Source organism: Georgenia thermotolerans (assembly GCF_009193185.1).
GTDB lineage: Bacteria > Actinomycetota > Actinomycetes > Actinomycetales > Actinomycetaceae > Georgenia > Georgenia thermotolerans.
On record NZ_VUKF01000006.1, the window covers coordinates 48,796 to 63,686 of the forward strand.

The window sequence follows — 14,891 nt, forward strand, 5'->3', positions numbered from 1 at the left end:
CCGGCCCGCGCGGGGGCGGACTCAGGCGGCCGTGTCGGATGCTCTCCGACGCCGGGCGGGGGCCGGTGGGACCGAAGGCCCACCCGCCCCCGCGCGGTGCCCGCGGTGGGCGTTACTCGTTGTCGCCGCCGGTGGCGAGGCTGGCGGCCGGGCCGCCCGTCTCGGTGGCGGTCTCGCCGACGTCGGGCCACACCCAGTCGGCGACGCGCGGGATGTCCTCGCCGTGCTCGCGGGTGTACATGCGGGCCTCGAGCCGGGCGTCGATCATCTTCTGGCGCAGCGGGCCGTACTTCTCGCCCAGGCCCGGCACCCGGTCGATGACGTCCATGACCAGGTGGTACCGGTCGAGGTCGTTGAGCATGACCATGTCGAACGGCGTGGTGGTGGTGCCCTCCTCCTTGTACCCGCGCACGTGGATGTTCGGGTGACCGTGGCGGCGGTAGGTGAGGCGGTGGATGAGCCACGGGTAGCCGTGGTAGGCGAACACGACCGGCTTGTCGGTGGTGAAGATCGTGTCGAACGCCCGGTCGCTCAGCCCGTGCGGGTGCTCCTTCTCGTCCTGCAGCCGCATGAGGTCGACGACGTTGACCACGCGGACCTTCAGCTCGGGGACGAACCGGCGCAGCAGGTCGGCCGCGGCGAGGGTCTCCAGCGTGGGCACGTCACCGGCGCAGCCGAGGACGACGTCGGGCGCCTCGCCCTCGACCTCGGTGCCGGCCCAGTCCCAGATGCCCAGGCCACGGGCGCAGTGCTTGATCGCCTCGTCCACGCTGAGGAAGCTCGGCGCGGGCTGCTTGCCGGCGACGACCACGTTGACGTACTGCTTCGAGCGCAGCACGTGGTCGTAGGTGGCGAGCAGGGTGTTGGTGTCCGGCGGCAGGTACACCCGGATGATGTCGGCCTTCTTGTTGACCACGTGGTCGATGAAGCCGGGGTCCTGGTGGGAGAAGCCGTTGTGGTCCTGGCGCCACACGTGCGAGGACAGCAGGTAGTTGAGGGACGCGATGGGCCGGCGCCAGGGGATGTGGTTGGTGACCTTCAGCCACTTGGCGTGCTGGTTGAACATCGAGTCGACGATGTGGATGAACGCCTCGTAGGAGTTCATCATCCCGTGCCGGCCCGTGAGGAGGTAGCCCTCCAGCCAGCCCTGGCACTGGTGCTCGGAGAGCACCTCCATGACACGGCCCGCCCGGGCGAGGTGGTCGTCGTCGTCGGTGGGCAGGTACTCGGCGTTCCACTGCTTGTTGGTGACCTCGTAGACGGCCTGCAGACGGTTCGAGGCGGTCTCGTCGGGGCCGAAGATCCGGAAGTTGTCCGGGTTGAGGCGGATGACCTCCGTGAGGTACTGGCCCAGGACGCGGGTGGCCTCGGCCATCGGGGCGCCCGGGGTCCGGACCTCGACGGCGAAGTCGCGCCAGTCGGGCATGCGGAGGTCCTTGAGCAGGAGGCCGCCGTTGGTCACCGGGTTGGCGCTCATGCGCAGGTAGCCGGTGGGCGCCAGCGCGGCGATCTCCGGGTTGAGCCTGCCCGAGGCGTCGAACAGCTCGTCGGCGCGGTAGCTCTTCAGCCAGGTCTCGAGGTCCTTGAGGTGCTCGGCGGTGTCGCGCGCGTTGGCCAGCGGCACCTGGTGCGAGCGCCAGGAGTTCTCGGTGCGCTTGCCGTCGATCTCCTTCGGGCCGGTCCACCCCTTGGGGGTCTTGAAGACGATCATCGGCCACTTCGGGCGCTCGAGCTGGTCCTCGGGGGTGGTCGCGGCCTTGGCCTTGATGTCGGCGATCTCGTCCAGGACGACGTCGAGCAGCTCGGCGAAGCGGCGGTGGAAGGCGGCCGGGGTGTCGCCCTCGAAGCCGCCCTCGAAGAAGTGGGGCTTGTGGCCGTACCCGCGCATGAGGTCGGCCAGCTCCTCCTCGGGGATGCGGGCCAGGACCGTGGGGTTGGCGATCTTGTACCCGTTGAGGTGCAGGATCGGCAGGACCACGCCGTCCTTCGCCGGGTCGACGAACTTGTTGGAGTGCCACGACGTCGCCAGCGGGCCGGTCTCGGCCTCGCCGTCGCCGACCACCGCGAAGACGAGCAGGTCGGGGTTGTCGAACGCGGCGCCGTAGGCGTGGGACAGGGCGTAGCCCAGCTCGCCGCCCTCGTGGATGGAGCCGGGGGTCTCCGGTGCCACGTGGGAGGGGATGCCGCCGGGGAAGGAGAACTGCTTGAACAGCCGGCGCATGCCCTCCTCGTCCTGCGTGATGTCGGGGTAGGTCTCGGTGTAGGTGCCCTCGAGGTAGGTGTTGGCCACGAGCCCGGGGCCGCCGTGGCCGGGCCCGGTGAGGTACATCGCGCTGAGCTCGCGCTCGGCGATGACGCGGTTCATGTGGGCGTAGAGGAAGTTCAGCCCCGGGGTGGTGCCCCAGTGGCCCAGCAGGCGCGGCTTGACGTCGTCGCGGCTCAGCGGGGTGCGCAGGAGCGGGTTGTTCAGCAGGTAGATCTGGCCGACCGAGAGGTAGTTGGCCGCTCGCCACCAGGCGTCGACGCGCTCCAGCGTCTCGTCGTCCAGCGGGGCCGTGGTGCTCTCCGCGCGATGGCGCCAGGCGCTGGTGGCGGCGCCGGCTGTGGTGGTCGTGCTCATGTCTCGGATCTCCTCGATAGGTCTCCCCTTGACACGACCCGGAGCCGTGCGTGACCGCGCCCGCGGGCCTGTCGAGGCCTCATTCCGACCTCGCCAGTGTCCACCATCTGCCCCGTTCCTGCGCCCTCGGGAGGGCGGATTTCCGCGGAAGCGCGGGCGTCTGTGGGAACACCCACAGACGCGAGGCACACGGGCGGACACGTAGTCTGGGCCCGTGGACCCACGCCCTGTCGCCGGCCGCCCCGGCCCCGCCGCGCCCGACGGCGCCGGGGCGGGTGAGGCGCCGGCGCGCGACGGCGACCGCGAGGCCCACGTGCCCGGCGTCGCCGCTCGCGCCCCGCGAGGGGGCCGCGGCGCACGCATGACGGGGCAGCGGTCGGACTACCTGCGGGCGGCCCTGACCCCGCGCCTGATCGGCATCTTCGTCCTCCTGCTCGCCGCCGCGGTGGTGTGCGTGCGTCTGGGCGCCTGGCAGCTCGACCGCGCGGCGATCCGCGGTGCGGCCAAGGCCGAGGCCGCCCACGCCGCAACCCTTGCCGCCGACCCGGTGCCGCTGGCCGACGTGCTGCAGCCGCAGACGACCTTCACCGCCAAGGAACTCGCCCGCACGGTCGAGGTGACCGGCACCTACCGGGCCGATCAGCAGGTCCTCGTCCCGGGCCGCGAGGTGGACGGGCACCCCGCCACCCTCGTCGTCACCGCCCTGTGGGTGTCCGAGGGGCCGGACGCCGGCGCCATGCTGCCGGTGGTGCGCGGCTGGGTCCCGGCGGAGGCCATCCGCACCGACGGGCGGGCGGAGCCCGCCGACGCCGCGACCGCCGCCCTGCTGCGCGTGCCCGACGGCGTGCAGCGGGTCACCGGTCACCTGGGCGCCTCCGAGGTCGCCGAGTCCGGTGCGTACCCCGAGGGGATGGTCGGCGCCATCAGCTCGGCTCAGCTCGCGAACCTCTGGGGTGGGCCTACCTTCAGCGGCTACCTCGTGGAGTTCACCGAGAACCCCGACGGCACCCGCTCCGCCGTGGCGCCGACCGGGCTGTCGCACGCCCCACCGCCGGCCATGGCGCAGGAGACCGGGCTGAACATCCAGAACCTCGCCTACGCCGTCGAGTGGGTGATCTTCGGCGGCTTCGCCCTGGTCCTGTGGTGGCGGATGGTGCGCGACGAGGTCATCTACCGCCGCGAGGAGGCGGCCCTGGCCTGAGCGGGCCCCCGCCTGCCGGAGCCGCCCGGCGGCCCGTTCTCGGACCGGCCGCGGGCGGTGAGAGACTGAGGACAGACGCCGACCGAGAGGACCAGACGTGACGAGCCCGGACGTGCCCCAGACCACCCAGCAGAGCCCCGCCGACGCCGCGGCCGCCGAGATCGAGCGCAAGAGCCGCAGCGCCTTCAAGGTCTACCGGGTGATGGCGTTCGTCACCGGCGCGATGCTCCTCGTGCTGTGCCTGGAGATGGTCCTCAAGTACGGCTTCAACGACGGGCAGCCGGTGCTGGGCAGCTGGGTGGCGATCGTGCACGGGTGGATCTACGTCATCTACATCGTCACGGTCTTCAACCTCTGGTCGACCATGCGCTGGGGCTTCGGCCGCATCATCGCGCTGGTCGCCGGCGGGGTGGTGCCCCTGCTGTCGTTCATCATGGAGACCCGCGCCCAGCGGTGGTTCGCGGCGGACCTGCCCGCCCTGCGCGACCGCGCGGCGGCCCGCGCCCGCTGAGCCGCGGCCGTCACCGGCCGGGCCAGGAGCCCACGCGGACCCGCGCGCCCTCGCGCACGCCCCACCGGGCGAAGGCCCCCACCGGCGCCTCCAGCACCGCGCGGGCGCCGGGAGCAGGCCCGAGGACGCGCCACGGCCGCAGCACCCCGGTGCGCAGGACCGTCCCGTCCGCGCCCAGCAGTGCGACGTCGAGCGGCACGCGCATCCCGGCCCCGTGCACCGAGCGCTCCGGCGTCAGCAGCAGCCCCTCGGGCAGCCGACGGCGCAGCATCAGCCCGCGCAGGCGGCTGGCGAACGTGGCCGCGACCTCGATCCGGGCCACCGGCTGCCCGTCGACGACCAGGTCTTCCAGCTGCGGCACGGCGCTTCCTCTCCCTGTGGACGGTCCGGGCGGGCGGTCCGGAGATGGCATCTCGCGAACACCATGACGCCTCGCGACCGAGATGACGTCTCGCGACCGAGATGACGTCTCGCGACCGAGATGACGTCTCGCGACCGAGATGACGCCTCGCGACCCAGATGACGTCTCGCGAGCTGGGGCCACGGGGCGGTGACCGGACGCCGCCACGGTAGCGGACAACTACCGCCCTGATTAGTTGAAAAGTGACGCAGATTTGCAGAAAGCGCGTCAATTAGGACATGGTTCGTCCGGCGCCACGGGGGCAGTGGGGCTGCGGGCCTCGCGCGCCGCTGCACAGGGGGGAGGGATCGGATGGGGCGACTGGTTCTGGGGGTGCTCTGTGCCGACGCTCCCCAGCAGGACCTGACCCGCGCCGACGTCGCGGTCGTGCGCCTCGATCCCGACGATGCCACCCCCTGGGCGAACCTCGCCACCGGAGCGACCCACGCCGTCGTGCTGGGCGAACGCCGGCACGAGCTCGCCGTGCGCCACCACGCGGCCCTCGCCGCGGACCTGGGCCTGGCCGTCGCCTGGCGGGCCGAGATGCTCGGCCCGCTCGCCCTGGTCGCCGCCGCGCGCTACACCGCCCAGAACGCCCCGAGCGTCGGCCTCGCCCCGGCCGTGCTGGACGCCGCCGTGGCCGCCCTGTGGAACGGCGCCTGGGTCCCGAAGGTCGCCCGGCTCGACCACCCCGCCCCGAGCCTCGCCCAGCACCTGCGCTCCTGGCTGCCCGTGCCCGGCGGCTACCTCGTCACCCTCACCGGCGAGCCCCGGGTGGAGCGGGTGACGTCGGCGCGTGCCGCGGCGGCCGGCCGGCGCGGGCACCTGCTCCGCTCCGAGGGCGCCCTGCCGGCCGCGGCGCGCGACCTCGCCCAGGACCGCTCCGGCGCGGCGGACGTCACCGCCGTGGCCGGGTTCGACCGGCCGGCCGCGGGGCGGTTCGGCCCCGGCGCCGTCGAGCTGGTCGCCCTTCCCGAGAACGTCGGCCCGCCGGCGCCCGGCCCGCACGTCGCGTGCCCGGCGTGCGGCGTGCAGGTCCCCGCGGGGTTCTGCCCCTACTGCCGGGTCCGCCGGGCCGAGACCGCACACGCAGGAGCTGAGGCATGAACCCCCGTCAGCGCCGCGGCGTCCTCTTCATGCTCCTGGCGGTGCTGGTGGCCGGCGGGGTCTTCCTCGTCGTCCTCCAGTACCTCTCGAGCGTGGCGAGCGCCGTCGGCCCCACCACCACCGTCTACCGCGCGTCCGGGCCGCTGCCGGCCTACGCCACCCTCACCCCGGACGCCCTCGTCGAGGACGAGGTGCCCACCCGGTGGCTCTCCGACTCGGCCCAGGTGCCCCTCGAGGACCTGCTCGAGCGCCGGGTCGGCGTCGCCCTCGCCGAGGGCACCATGGTCACCGCGGACATGCTCGTCCCGCCGTCCGACCTCAGCCCCACCGAGCGCGAGATCGCCATCGAGGTCGACGCCGTCACCGGCATCGCCGGGCGGGTGGAGCCGGGCGACTTCGTCGACATCTACGCCGTCTTCGCCGACGTGCCCGGCCTGCCCCAGCAGGTGCGGGTCCTCGTGCGCAGCGTGCGGGTGGTCACCGTCGCCGGCGAGCGGACCGTCGTCCAGGAGGACGGCGCCGGGCTGGGGGAGGAGCAGGTCATCCCCGTCACGCTCGCGCTGGAGCCCAACGACGCCCTCGCCGTCACCTACGCCGACGCCTTCGCCGCCGAGGTCCGCCTCGTGGGCCTGCCCGCCGGCACCGCCGAGGACCGCACCGGCGAGCAGGACCGCTACGACGCCGGCCAGCTCGGCGGCCAGCCGATCCCGGAAGGGGTGAACTGACATGGCCACCCAGGTGGTGATCGGCTGCGCCGACCAGACCATGGCCGCCGCGATCCGCGCCCAGCTCGGCGAGGCGGCCGACGTCGAGCTGCTCGCCGTCGCCGAGAGCACCAGCGAGCTCGTGCGCACGGTGGTCGAGCGCGACCCCCAGCTCGTCGTCGTCCACGACGCCCTCGGCCCCGAGCCCGTCCACCAGGCGGTGCGCGACCTGTCCCTGCGCCGGCCCGCCTCGGTCGTCCTCATGGTGGTCGACGGCAGCGCCGAGTCCATCTCCGACGCCATGAACGCCGGCGCCCGCGGCGTGCTCACCCACCCGTTCTCCTTCACCGAGGTCCAGCAGCGGGTCATGGGGGCCATCGAGTGGTCCCGCCACCTGCGGCGGATGCTGACCACCGCGGGGGAGGACGCGACGACGGACGGCTCGCGCGGCCGCGTGGTCGCCGTCACCGGCACCAAGGGCGGGGTCGGGACGACGACGATCGCCACCCACCTGGCCTGGGACGTCCGCCGGCAGACCCCGGGCCTCAAGGTCCTGCTCGTCGACCTCGACCTGGAGAAGGGCGACGTCACCAGCCTCATCGAGGCGAAGTACCGCACCTCGGTCGCCGACCTGGCCAAGGTCGCCGACGACCTGTCCGCGCACACGGTCATGGACGCCGTCTTCGAGCACGAGTCCGGGCTGTCGCTGCTGCTGCCGCCGGAGGACATCCGCGACGTCGAGTGGGTCACCCCCGCCGCGGTGCGGCTGATCATGGCCCTGCTGCGCCAGCAGTTCGACCTCGTCGTCGTCGATGCCGGCGCCCACGTCACCCCGGTCCAGGCCGCGGTGGTGGAGCTGGCCGACGAGGTGGTCGCCGTCGTCACCCCGGACCTCATCAGCGTGCGGGCGCTGCGCCGCAACGTCGCCTTCTGGGAGTCCCTGGCCGCCCGGAAGCCGGCGGAGGTGCGGGTCCTGGTCAACAAGCACAGCCGCGCGCAGGAGGTGCAGCCGGAGACGCTGCGCCAGCTCTCGCCCGCGCCCATGCTGCCCGCGGTCCTGCCGGAGATCACCCGGAGCCTGGAGAAGGCGGTGAACTCCCGCGCGCCCGAGCTCGTCGACGACAAGAAGTGGTGGGAGCGGCTGCGCGAGGTCGGCTCCGCCCTCGGCGTGCTCGCCGCGCTCGAGCGGCGCCGCGAGGAGCCGCCGCCTCCGGAGGCCGACGGCGGGGCGCCGTCGACCCGGCGCGGCCGCCGCCGGCAGGGGGCCGGGCTGCGGCGCCGGCGCGACGAGGGCTCGGCGAGCGTCGAGCTGCTCGGGGTGCTGCCCGTCGCGCTGCTCGTCCTCGCCCTGCTCTGGCAGCTCGGCATGGCGGGCCTGACCTACGTGTGGACCGGGCACGCCGCCGCGGCGGCCGCGCGCACCGTGGCCCTGGGCGAGCGCGACGGCGGCGTCATCGAGCGCGCGGCGGTGGCCGAGCTGCCCGCCGGCGTCGCCGACGCGGCCGCCGTCTCCTACGCCCCCGCCTCGGAGAAGGTCACCGTCCGGGTCGACGTGCCCCTCGCCGCCCCGGGCCTGGCGCGACTGCCCTGGGAGGTCGAGGTCAGCCGCAACGTCGTGAAGGAGCCCCGGCTGTGAGCGGCGCCCGCGTCACCGCCGTGCGCCGCCCCGCCGCGGCGCCCCGGCGCCTGCGCGGCGCCGGGTCCGACCGCGGCTCGGCCGCCCTCGAGATGCTCGGCGTCCTCCCGGTCGTCGTGCTCGTGGCCCTGGCCACGCTGCAGGTCCTCGCCGGGGTCTACACCGTGCACGCCGCCAACCAGGCCGTGCGCGACGGCGCCCGTGCCGCGAGCCTGGGCGGGTCGGTGTCCGCGGCCGTCGACCGCTCGCTGCCCGGTACCCTCACGCCCCGCGAGCTCTCCGGCACCGGCGGGGAGGTCCGGCTCGTCCTCGACGTCCCCCGCATGGCGCCGTTCATCCCGGAGCTGCGGGTCACCCGCACGGCGGTCATGCCATGAGGGGCTTCAGCGACTGGGCGGGCGCCGGCGCCGGCGCCGGCGGCCGCACCCGCGCCGACCTCTCCCTGGCCAAGCAGGAGCTCGACGACGGGCTCGTCGAGAGCTTCAAGCGCAAGCTGCTCGACGAGGTCGACCTGTACGAGCTCGGCCGCCTCGAGCTGGCCCAGCGGCGCATCCGCCTCGAGCGGGTCGTCGCGCACCTGGTCTCCACCGAGGGCGTCATCCTCACCACCCGGGAGCGCAACGCCCTCATCCGGCGGGTCGTGGACGAGTCCATCGGCCTGGGCGTCCTCGAGCCGCTGATCGCCGACGAGACCGTCAGCGAGATCATGGTCAACGGCCACGGCACCATCTACGTCGAGCGGTTCGGCCAGCTCGAGCGCACCGCGAACGCGTTCGCCTCCGAGGCGCAGCTGCGCCAGACCATCGACCGGATCGTCTCCACCGTCAACCGCCGCGTGGACGAGTCCAGCCCCATGGTCGACGCCCGCCTGCCCCCCGACGAGCGCATGCCCCGCGGCGCCCGCGTCCACGTCGTCCTCCCGCCCCTGGCGCTGGACGGGCCGACGATGACCATCCGGCTCTTCCCCAAGGCCTACGGCCTGGACGAGCTCCTCGCCCGCCAGAGCCTCGACGTCGCCACCGCGAACCTGCTGGCGGCGTGCGTGCGGGCCCGGCTCAACGTCATCGTCTCGGGCGGGACCGCCTCCGGGAAGACGACGATGCTCAACGCGCTGTCGGCGTTCATCCAGCCCAAGCAGCGCATCATCACCATCGAGGACGCCGCCGAGCTGTCCCTGTCCCAGGAGCACGTGGTGCGCCTGGAGACCCGGCCGGCCAACGTCGAGGGCCACGGCCAGGTCACCATCCGCGACCTGGTGCGCAACGCCCTGCGCATGCGCCCGGACCGCATCATCGTCGGCGAGGTCCGCGGCGGCGAGGCGCTCGACATGCTCCAGGCCATGAACACCGGCCACGAGGGCTCCCTGGCCACCGTGCACGCCAACACCAGCTACGACGCGCTCAACCGCCTCGAGACGCTCGCCTCGATGAGCGACGTCGAGATCCCCTTCCACGCGCTGCGCGACCAGGTCAACAACGCCATCGACGTGGTCCTCCAGCTCACCCGCGGCTCCGACGGCACCCGCCGGGTGACCGAGGTCGGCTACGTCACCTCCCGCAACCGCGAGGACTTCGCCATCGCGCCGGTCATGTACTGGGACCCCGAGCGGGTGGGCGCGGACGGCCGGGAGGGGGCCTTCGTCCAGCTGCCGGTGCCCGAGCAGCTCCTCGACCGCCTCCGGGTGGCCGGCGAGCTCGACGACGACGGCCGCCCCCGTCCCGTCGTGGACGTCGGCGCCCGTCCCGTCGCCGACGTCGCGACCCCGGCGGCCGGCCCGGTCGACGCCGGCCCGCCGCCCCCGCCGCCGCTGGCCCAGCCCGCCGGAGCGCGGCCATGACGACGGTGCTGCTCGTCCTCCTCGGGCTGCTCGCCGCCACGGTGCTCCTGCTGGCGGGCCTGCGCGACCTCGCCCTTGCCTCCAACCGCCGCCGCGCCCTCGCCGAGGCGGTCGCGACCGCCGACGGCCGCGCCGGCCGCACGCTCGTCGCCCGGCTCGACCGCGCGGTGCGCGCCACCCGGCCCGGGCGCTGGCTCGAGCGCCAGCTCATGCTCGCCGGCATGCAGGACCGGCCGGTCGTCGTCGTCGTCGCCGTGGCGCTGGGCGCCGCCGCCGCGGTGGGCTGGGTGCTCGGCGCGGGGCTGGCCCCGATCTTCGGCCTCGGCGGCGTGGGCGCGTTCGTGCTGGGCATCCGCGCCTACATCGGCCGGGCGCGAGAGCGTCGCCGCGAGCAGTTCGTCGCCCAGATGCCCGAGCTCGCCCGGGTGCTGTCGAACGCGACGAACGCCGGGCTCTCCATCGCCACGGCCCTGGAGCGGGCCTCCCGCGAGCTCGCCGCGCCCGCCGGGCCGGAGCTGGCCCGGGTGGCCTCCCGCATGCACTTCGGGGCGAGCCTGCACACCGCCGTCGCCGAGCTGGAGGAGCGGCTGCCCTCCCGGGAGGTCTCCGTCCTCGTCTCCACGCTCGTCGTCAGCGCCCGCAGCGGCGGGTCGCTGGTGTCCTCCCTGCGCGACATCGCCGACACCCTCGACGAGCGCAAGGAGGTGCGCCGGGAGGTGCGCACCACCCTGGCCCAGTCCACCGCGACCGGGTACCTCGTGATCGTCCTGGGCATCGGGCTGCTCTTCCTGCTCAACCTGCTCCAGCCCGGCACGGTCCAGGCCATGACCCGGGAGTTCCTCGGCCAGGCCGCCCTCGTCGTCGGCGGAGCGCTGTTCGTGGGCGGGTTCGTCGCGATCCGCCGCATGACGAGGTTCGACGGATGAGCGCCGCCCTCGCCCTCGCCCTCGCCGGCGCCGGCGCGGGAGCCGCGGTGCTGTTCCTCGTCGGCTACCGCCTGCTGCGCACCGACCCCGCCAGCCACCTCGACGCCGAGGACCTCGTGCTCCTGCGCCGCGAGCAGCGCCGACGGGCCGAGGGCGTCTCCCCGCTGCGGCGCCTGGCGGCCGCCCTGGCCCCGCGGCTGCGGCGCCTGCTCACCCGCCGCCAGGTCGAGGCGCTGAGCACGCGGATCGAGGAGGCGGGCCGCCCCGGCGGGCTCACCGTCGACGGGTTCCTCGAGCGGACCGCCCTGTGGGTCATCCTCGTCACCCCCCTCGCGCTGCTGCTCCTGGCGATGGGCAACGTGCCCATCGCGCTGCTGTCGCTGACCGTCCCGGTCCTCATGCCGCTGGGGAGCCTGGCCGGGGCCCAGCGCCGCCGCCGTGAGCGCATCGACCGGGACCTGCCCGACTTCCTCGACATCCTCGCCGTCACCGTCAGCGCCGGGGTGAACTTCCGCGCCGCGCTCGTGCGCGTCGCCGAGCGGTTCAAGGGCCCCCTGGCCGACGAGGTCAACCTCACCATCTCCCAGATCGCCAACGGCCTGCCGCTGCGCGACGCGTTCCAGGCCATGCGCGGGCGCAGCGGCTCGGAGAGCGTGGGCCAGTTCGTCTCCGCCCTGCTGCAGTCCCAGGAGCTCGGCGCCCCGCTGGCGGAGTCCCTCAACCAGATCGCCGCGGACATGCGCCGCGACAGCGCCCAGCGCCAGCGCCGCAAGGCCGCCCAGACCGCGCCCCGGGTGAGCCTGGTGACCTCCGTCGTCCTCCTGCCCGGCGCCCTGATCTTCATCATCGTCGGCTTCATCGTGGGCTCCGACGTCGACTTCGGCGCCTTCCTGGGCGGGTGAGACCGGTGAGCACCAGCGCGCCGCTGCACCGCCACGCCGGGACGATGGTGCGCGCCGCCCTGCTGGCCCGCCTGGCCAGCCTGGGCGCCGCGCTGGTGTGGCTGGTCGTCGACGGCGCCGGCCCGGCCGCGCTGGTCGCCGTGGTCGTGCTCAGCCTGGAGACCTTCGCGGCCCTGGCCGTCCCCGGGGTGCGTGACCTCGTCGCCCGGCACCCGCTCGCCGTCGTCGCCGACTCGGTCATGGTCTTCGTGGTGCTGGCGATGGTGGGGACCACCTCGCCGGTGGTGCTCGCGACGCTGTCGACCGCCCTGATGTACGGCGTCCTGTTCGAGCGGCGCCTCGCCGCGCTCCTCGGGGTCATGCTGGTCGCGCTCTACGTGCTGGCCTCCGAGGCGACCCTGGACCCGGAGCCGTCCTTCATGGGGGTGCTCGGCATCCCCACCCTGTTCCTGTCCATGCTCGCGCTCGGCGTGGCCGCCCGCGGGTCCTACGCCCGGCAGGCCCGGCTGGCCGCGGCGGCCGCGGCCGAGAGCACGGCCCGCGCGGCCGCCGAGGAGCGGGCCCGGCTGGCCCGCGAGCTGCACGACTCCCTGGGCAAGTCCCTCCACGGGATCTCCCTGCTCGCCGACGGGCTGCCGCAGTGGATCGACAAGGACGTCGACAGGGCCCGGCAGTACGCCGCCGCCCTGGCCGACGGCGCCCGGCAGGCCGCAGCCGAGACCCGCCAGATCGTGACGATGGCCCGCATGGACCAGCCCGACCGGCCCCTGGCCGAGGTGCTGCACGAGATGTGCGCCCGCTGGGAGGCCGCCCAGGAGGTGCCCTGCACGTTCACCCACCGCTGCGTCGTCGACCTGAGCACCGACGCGCGGTACGAGGTGGTCGCCATCGTGGGGGAGGCGCTGGAGAACGTGGCGCGGCACGCGGCGGCGTCGCGGGTGCAGGTGGAGCTGGCGCGCCGGGACGACGGGGCCATCGAGGTGCTCGTGGCCGACGACGGCCGGGGGTTCTGCCCACGGCCCGACGGGACGAGCCCGCGCGGGCACTACGGCCTGACCGGCATGCAGGAGCGGGCGCGCCTGGTCGGCGCCGAGCTGACGATCGTCGCCGCGCCCGGCGAGGGCACACGGGTGCGGGTGGTCTGCCGAGAGGAAGGGCACGATGACTGAGCTGAGCGAGCTGGTCCCGCCGGAGACCGACCCGGCGGCGCTGTGGCGCGCCCAGGTGGGCGTGGCGATCGTCGACGACAACGCGGTGATCCGCATGGGGCTCCGGGCGCTGGTCGAGGCCTCCGACGCGCTGCGCTTCGTCGGCGAGGCCGGCGACGGGGAGGCCGCGGTGGACCTGGTGCGGGCGACCCTGCCGGACGTGGTGCTCCTCGACGTGCGCATGCCACGCCGCGACGGGGTCGCCGTCGCCCGTGAGGTGGCGCAGTGGACCAAGGTGCTCATGCTCACCTACTCCGACGCCCCCGAGGTGGTCGAGGCCGCCGTCGAGGCGGGCGCCGGCGGCTACCTCGTGCACGGCCAGTTCGACAGCGGGGAGCTCGAGGCGAGCATCCTCGCCGTCGCCCGCGGCGCGTTCCTGCTCTCCCCGCCGGCCGCGCAGGCGCTGCGCACCGCCCGGGCCCGGGAGCGGGAGCCGGCCGCGCCGCGGCGGCCCGAGAACTGCCTGAGCGAGCGGCAGCGGGAGGTCATGGAGGCCATCGCGCAGGGCAAGACGAACGGGGAGATCGCCCGGGAGCTGTTCCTGTCGGAGAAGACGGTCAAGAACCACGTCAACCGCATCTTCGCGAGCCTGGGGGTGCGCACGCGGGCGGAGGCGATCGCGTGGTGGCTGTCCGGGGCGTGACGCGGCGCGGCGGGCTTGGGCCCCGCGGCCGGACGGGCCTGGGTCCGGCACCGCGGCGGCCGGGCGGGGTTGGGCCCGGCGTTGGGCCCGTGGGCCCCACGGTTCCGCCGCCGCGCTTCCTAGCGTGAGGGCTGTCGGGGCGAGCCGTCCGGCTCGACCACCCAGGCAGCAGATGAAGGAGCAGACATGTCCACCCGACTCTACGTGCGGGCCAAGGTCCGCCTGCAGGAGCTGCTCGACCGCCGCGAGGCCGGTCAGGGCACCCTCGAGTACCTCGGCGTCGTCGTCATCGTCGCGATTCTCGTCGTCGCGGCGGTCACCGCGTTCAACAGCTTCAACCTCGGCGAGAAGATCACGACCCAGCTCGACAAGATCGGCAACGCCGGCTGACACCCTCGGCGGCCGCGGCCGCCGCGCCATGGACGCGAGGAGGCGCCGCAGGGGGGGGGCGCCGCCTTCGGTGCGCACCGCGCGGCGGGCAGGACCGGGCCACGCCCGGCAGGAGGGAAGCACAGTGCTCGACGTCGTCCGGCGCCGCCTCGGCGGCCGGGTCGCCGACCGCGGTGCCGCGACGGCGGGCCTGATCCTGCTGGGCGCGTTCGGCGCGCTGGCGCTCGTCTTCCTCGCCGTTCTGCCCCTGCTCAGCGGCACCGAGCAGAGCGCGCGGGCGCAGACGGCCGCCGACGCCGCCGCCCTGGGCGGCGCCGAGCACCTGCGTGACCACCTCCTGCGGGGCGTGGTCTCGCTCCGACCGGGCGACAGCCTGCTCGACCTCCTGCCGGGCACCACCGGCGACGCGACGGCGGCCGCGACCATGGCCGGCCGCAACGGCGCCACCCTCCGCGAGTACGACCGGTCCGGCCGCCGGGTGGAGGTCCGGGTGCGCCTGAACGAGCCGGGCGCCGCCGGCACCAGCCCCGTCGAGGCCCGGGCGGTCGCCCAGCTCGGGCGGAACGGGCTCAACCTGGGCGCGTGCCGGCTCGCCGAGGAGGACCCGGAGCCGACTCCGACGCCCTCGCCGACCCCTGAGGGCGAGGAGCCGACGCCGGAGCCGGCGCCCACGCTCTTCACGTTCACCTGCGCCGGCGTCCTGAGCTGGCAGGGCGAGGACCTCACGGACCTCGCCGGTGCCCTCCGCGACGCGCTCCGCGAACCCCTCCGGCCCCGCCTCGTCGCGTGAGCGGCCCGGGCACGCC

15 protein-coding genes are annotated in these 14,891 nt (G+C 74.7%); 13 read left to right on the forward strand and 2 right to left on the reverse strand.

The genetic code is table 11. The features are described 5' to 3' along the window. Window positions 1–112: 112 nt before the first annotated feature. Complete coding sequence (locus GD970_RS04230) at window positions 113–2,620, reverse strand: phosphoketolase family protein (RefSeq protein WP_152201183.1); 2,508 nt, start codon at window positions 2,618–2,620, stop codon at window positions 113–115. Between the two features lie 214 nt (window positions 2,621–2,834). On the opposite strand from GD970_RS04230, the gene GD970_RS04235 reads away from it, so the two are divergent. Both GD970_RS04235 and GD970_RS04240 read left to right on the forward strand, forming a co-directional pair. After that, complete coding sequence (locus GD970_RS04235) at window positions 2,835–3,821, forward strand: SURF1 family protein (RefSeq protein ID WP_152201185.1); 987 nt, start codon at window positions 2,835–2,837, stop codon at window positions 3,819–3,821. Window positions 3,822–3,918: 97 nt separating this feature from the next. Beyond that, entirely contained in the window at window positions 3,919–4,332 is a 414-nt protein-coding gene (locus GD970_RS04240; RefSeq protein WP_226925152.1) for a DUF3817 domain-containing protein, read from the forward strand. Between the two features lie 10 nt (window positions 4,333–4,342). Here GD970_RS04240 and GD970_RS04245 read toward each other — a convergent pair whose 3' ends face one another. Continuing rightward, window positions 4,343–4,693, reverse strand: a complete 351-nt coding sequence (locus GD970_RS04245; RefSeq protein ID WP_211489886.1) for a DUF192 domain-containing protein — start codon at window positions 4,691–4,693, stop codon at window positions 4,343–4,345. A gap of 351 nt (window positions 4,694–5,044) precedes the next feature. Between GD970_RS04245 and GD970_RS04250 the strand changes: the two genes are divergently transcribed. From GD970_RS04250 to GD970_RS04305, 11 genes are all read left to right on the forward strand, one after another. Next, the gene (locus GD970_RS04250; RefSeq protein WP_152201190.1) at window positions 5,045–5,839 is read left to right on the forward strand and encodes a zinc ribbon domain-containing protein; all 795 of its coding nucleotides are present in this window, start codon (window positions 5,045–5,047) and stop codon (window positions 5,837–5,839) included. Continuing rightward, window positions 5,836–6,564: a Flp pilus assembly protein CpaB gene (cpaB, locus tag GD970_RS04255; RefSeq protein WP_152201193.1), complete on the forward strand. Its 729-nt coding sequence runs from the start codon at window positions 5,836–5,838 to the stop codon at window positions 6,562–6,564. Before GD970_RS04250 ends, cpaB begins: the two co-directional genes overlap by 4 nt. Window position 6,565: 1 nt before the next feature. Next, window positions 6,566–8,179, forward strand: a complete 1,614-nt coding sequence (locus GD970_RS04260; RefSeq protein WP_152201196.1) for an AAA family ATPase — start codon at window positions 6,566–6,568, stop codon at window positions 8,177–8,179. After that, window positions 8,176–8,556, forward strand: coding sequence for a TadE/TadG family type IV pilus assembly protein (locus tag GD970_RS04265; protein ID WP_152201198.1), 381 nt, complete (start codon window positions 8,176–8,178; stop codon window positions 8,554–8,556). Before GD970_RS04260 ends, GD970_RS04265 begins: the two co-directional genes overlap by 4 nt. Beyond that, window positions 8,553–10,016 (forward strand): CpaF family protein, encoded by a 1,464-nt coding sequence (locus tag GD970_RS04270; protein WP_152201201.1) that lies wholly within the window; start codon window positions 8,553–8,555, stop codon window positions 10,014–10,016. Before GD970_RS04265 ends, GD970_RS04270 begins: the two co-directional genes overlap by 4 nt. Further along, window positions 10,013–10,942 (forward strand): type II secretion system F family protein, encoded by a 930-nt coding sequence (locus tag GD970_RS04280; RefSeq protein WP_152201203.1) that lies wholly within the window; start codon window positions 10,013–10,015, stop codon window positions 10,940–10,942. Before GD970_RS04270 ends, GD970_RS04280 begins: the two co-directional genes overlap by 4 nt. Further along, window positions 10,939–11,844, forward strand: coding sequence for a type II secretion system F family protein (locus GD970_RS04285; protein ID WP_152201206.1), 906 nt, complete (start codon window positions 10,939–10,941; stop codon window positions 11,842–11,844). Before GD970_RS04280 ends, GD970_RS04285 begins: the two co-directional genes overlap by 4 nt. A 5-nt stretch (window positions 11,845–11,849) precedes the next feature. Further along, window positions 11,850–13,013, forward strand: a complete 1,164-nt coding sequence (locus GD970_RS04290) for a sensor histidine kinase (protein WP_152201208.1) — start codon at window positions 11,850–11,852, stop codon at window positions 13,011–13,013. Continuing rightward, a complete protein-coding gene (locus GD970_RS04295) occupies window positions 13,006–13,695 on the forward strand; it encodes a response regulator (RefSeq protein ID WP_152201210.1) in 690 nt (229 codons plus the stop codon). The genes GD970_RS04290 and GD970_RS04295 overlap by 8 nt, the downstream gene beginning before the upstream one ends. A 186-nt stretch (window positions 13,696–13,881) precedes the next feature. Then, complete coding sequence (locus GD970_RS04300) at window positions 13,882–14,085, forward strand: hypothetical protein (RefSeq protein WP_152201213.1); 204 nt, start codon at window positions 13,882–13,884, stop codon at window positions 14,083–14,085. Between the two features lie 124 nt (window positions 14,086–14,209). Then, window positions 14,210–14,875, forward strand: a complete 666-nt coding sequence (locus GD970_RS04305) for a hypothetical protein (RefSeq protein WP_152201215.1) — start codon at window positions 14,210–14,212, stop codon at window positions 14,873–14,875. The last annotated feature ends 16 nt before the right edge of the window (window positions 14,876–14,891 follow it).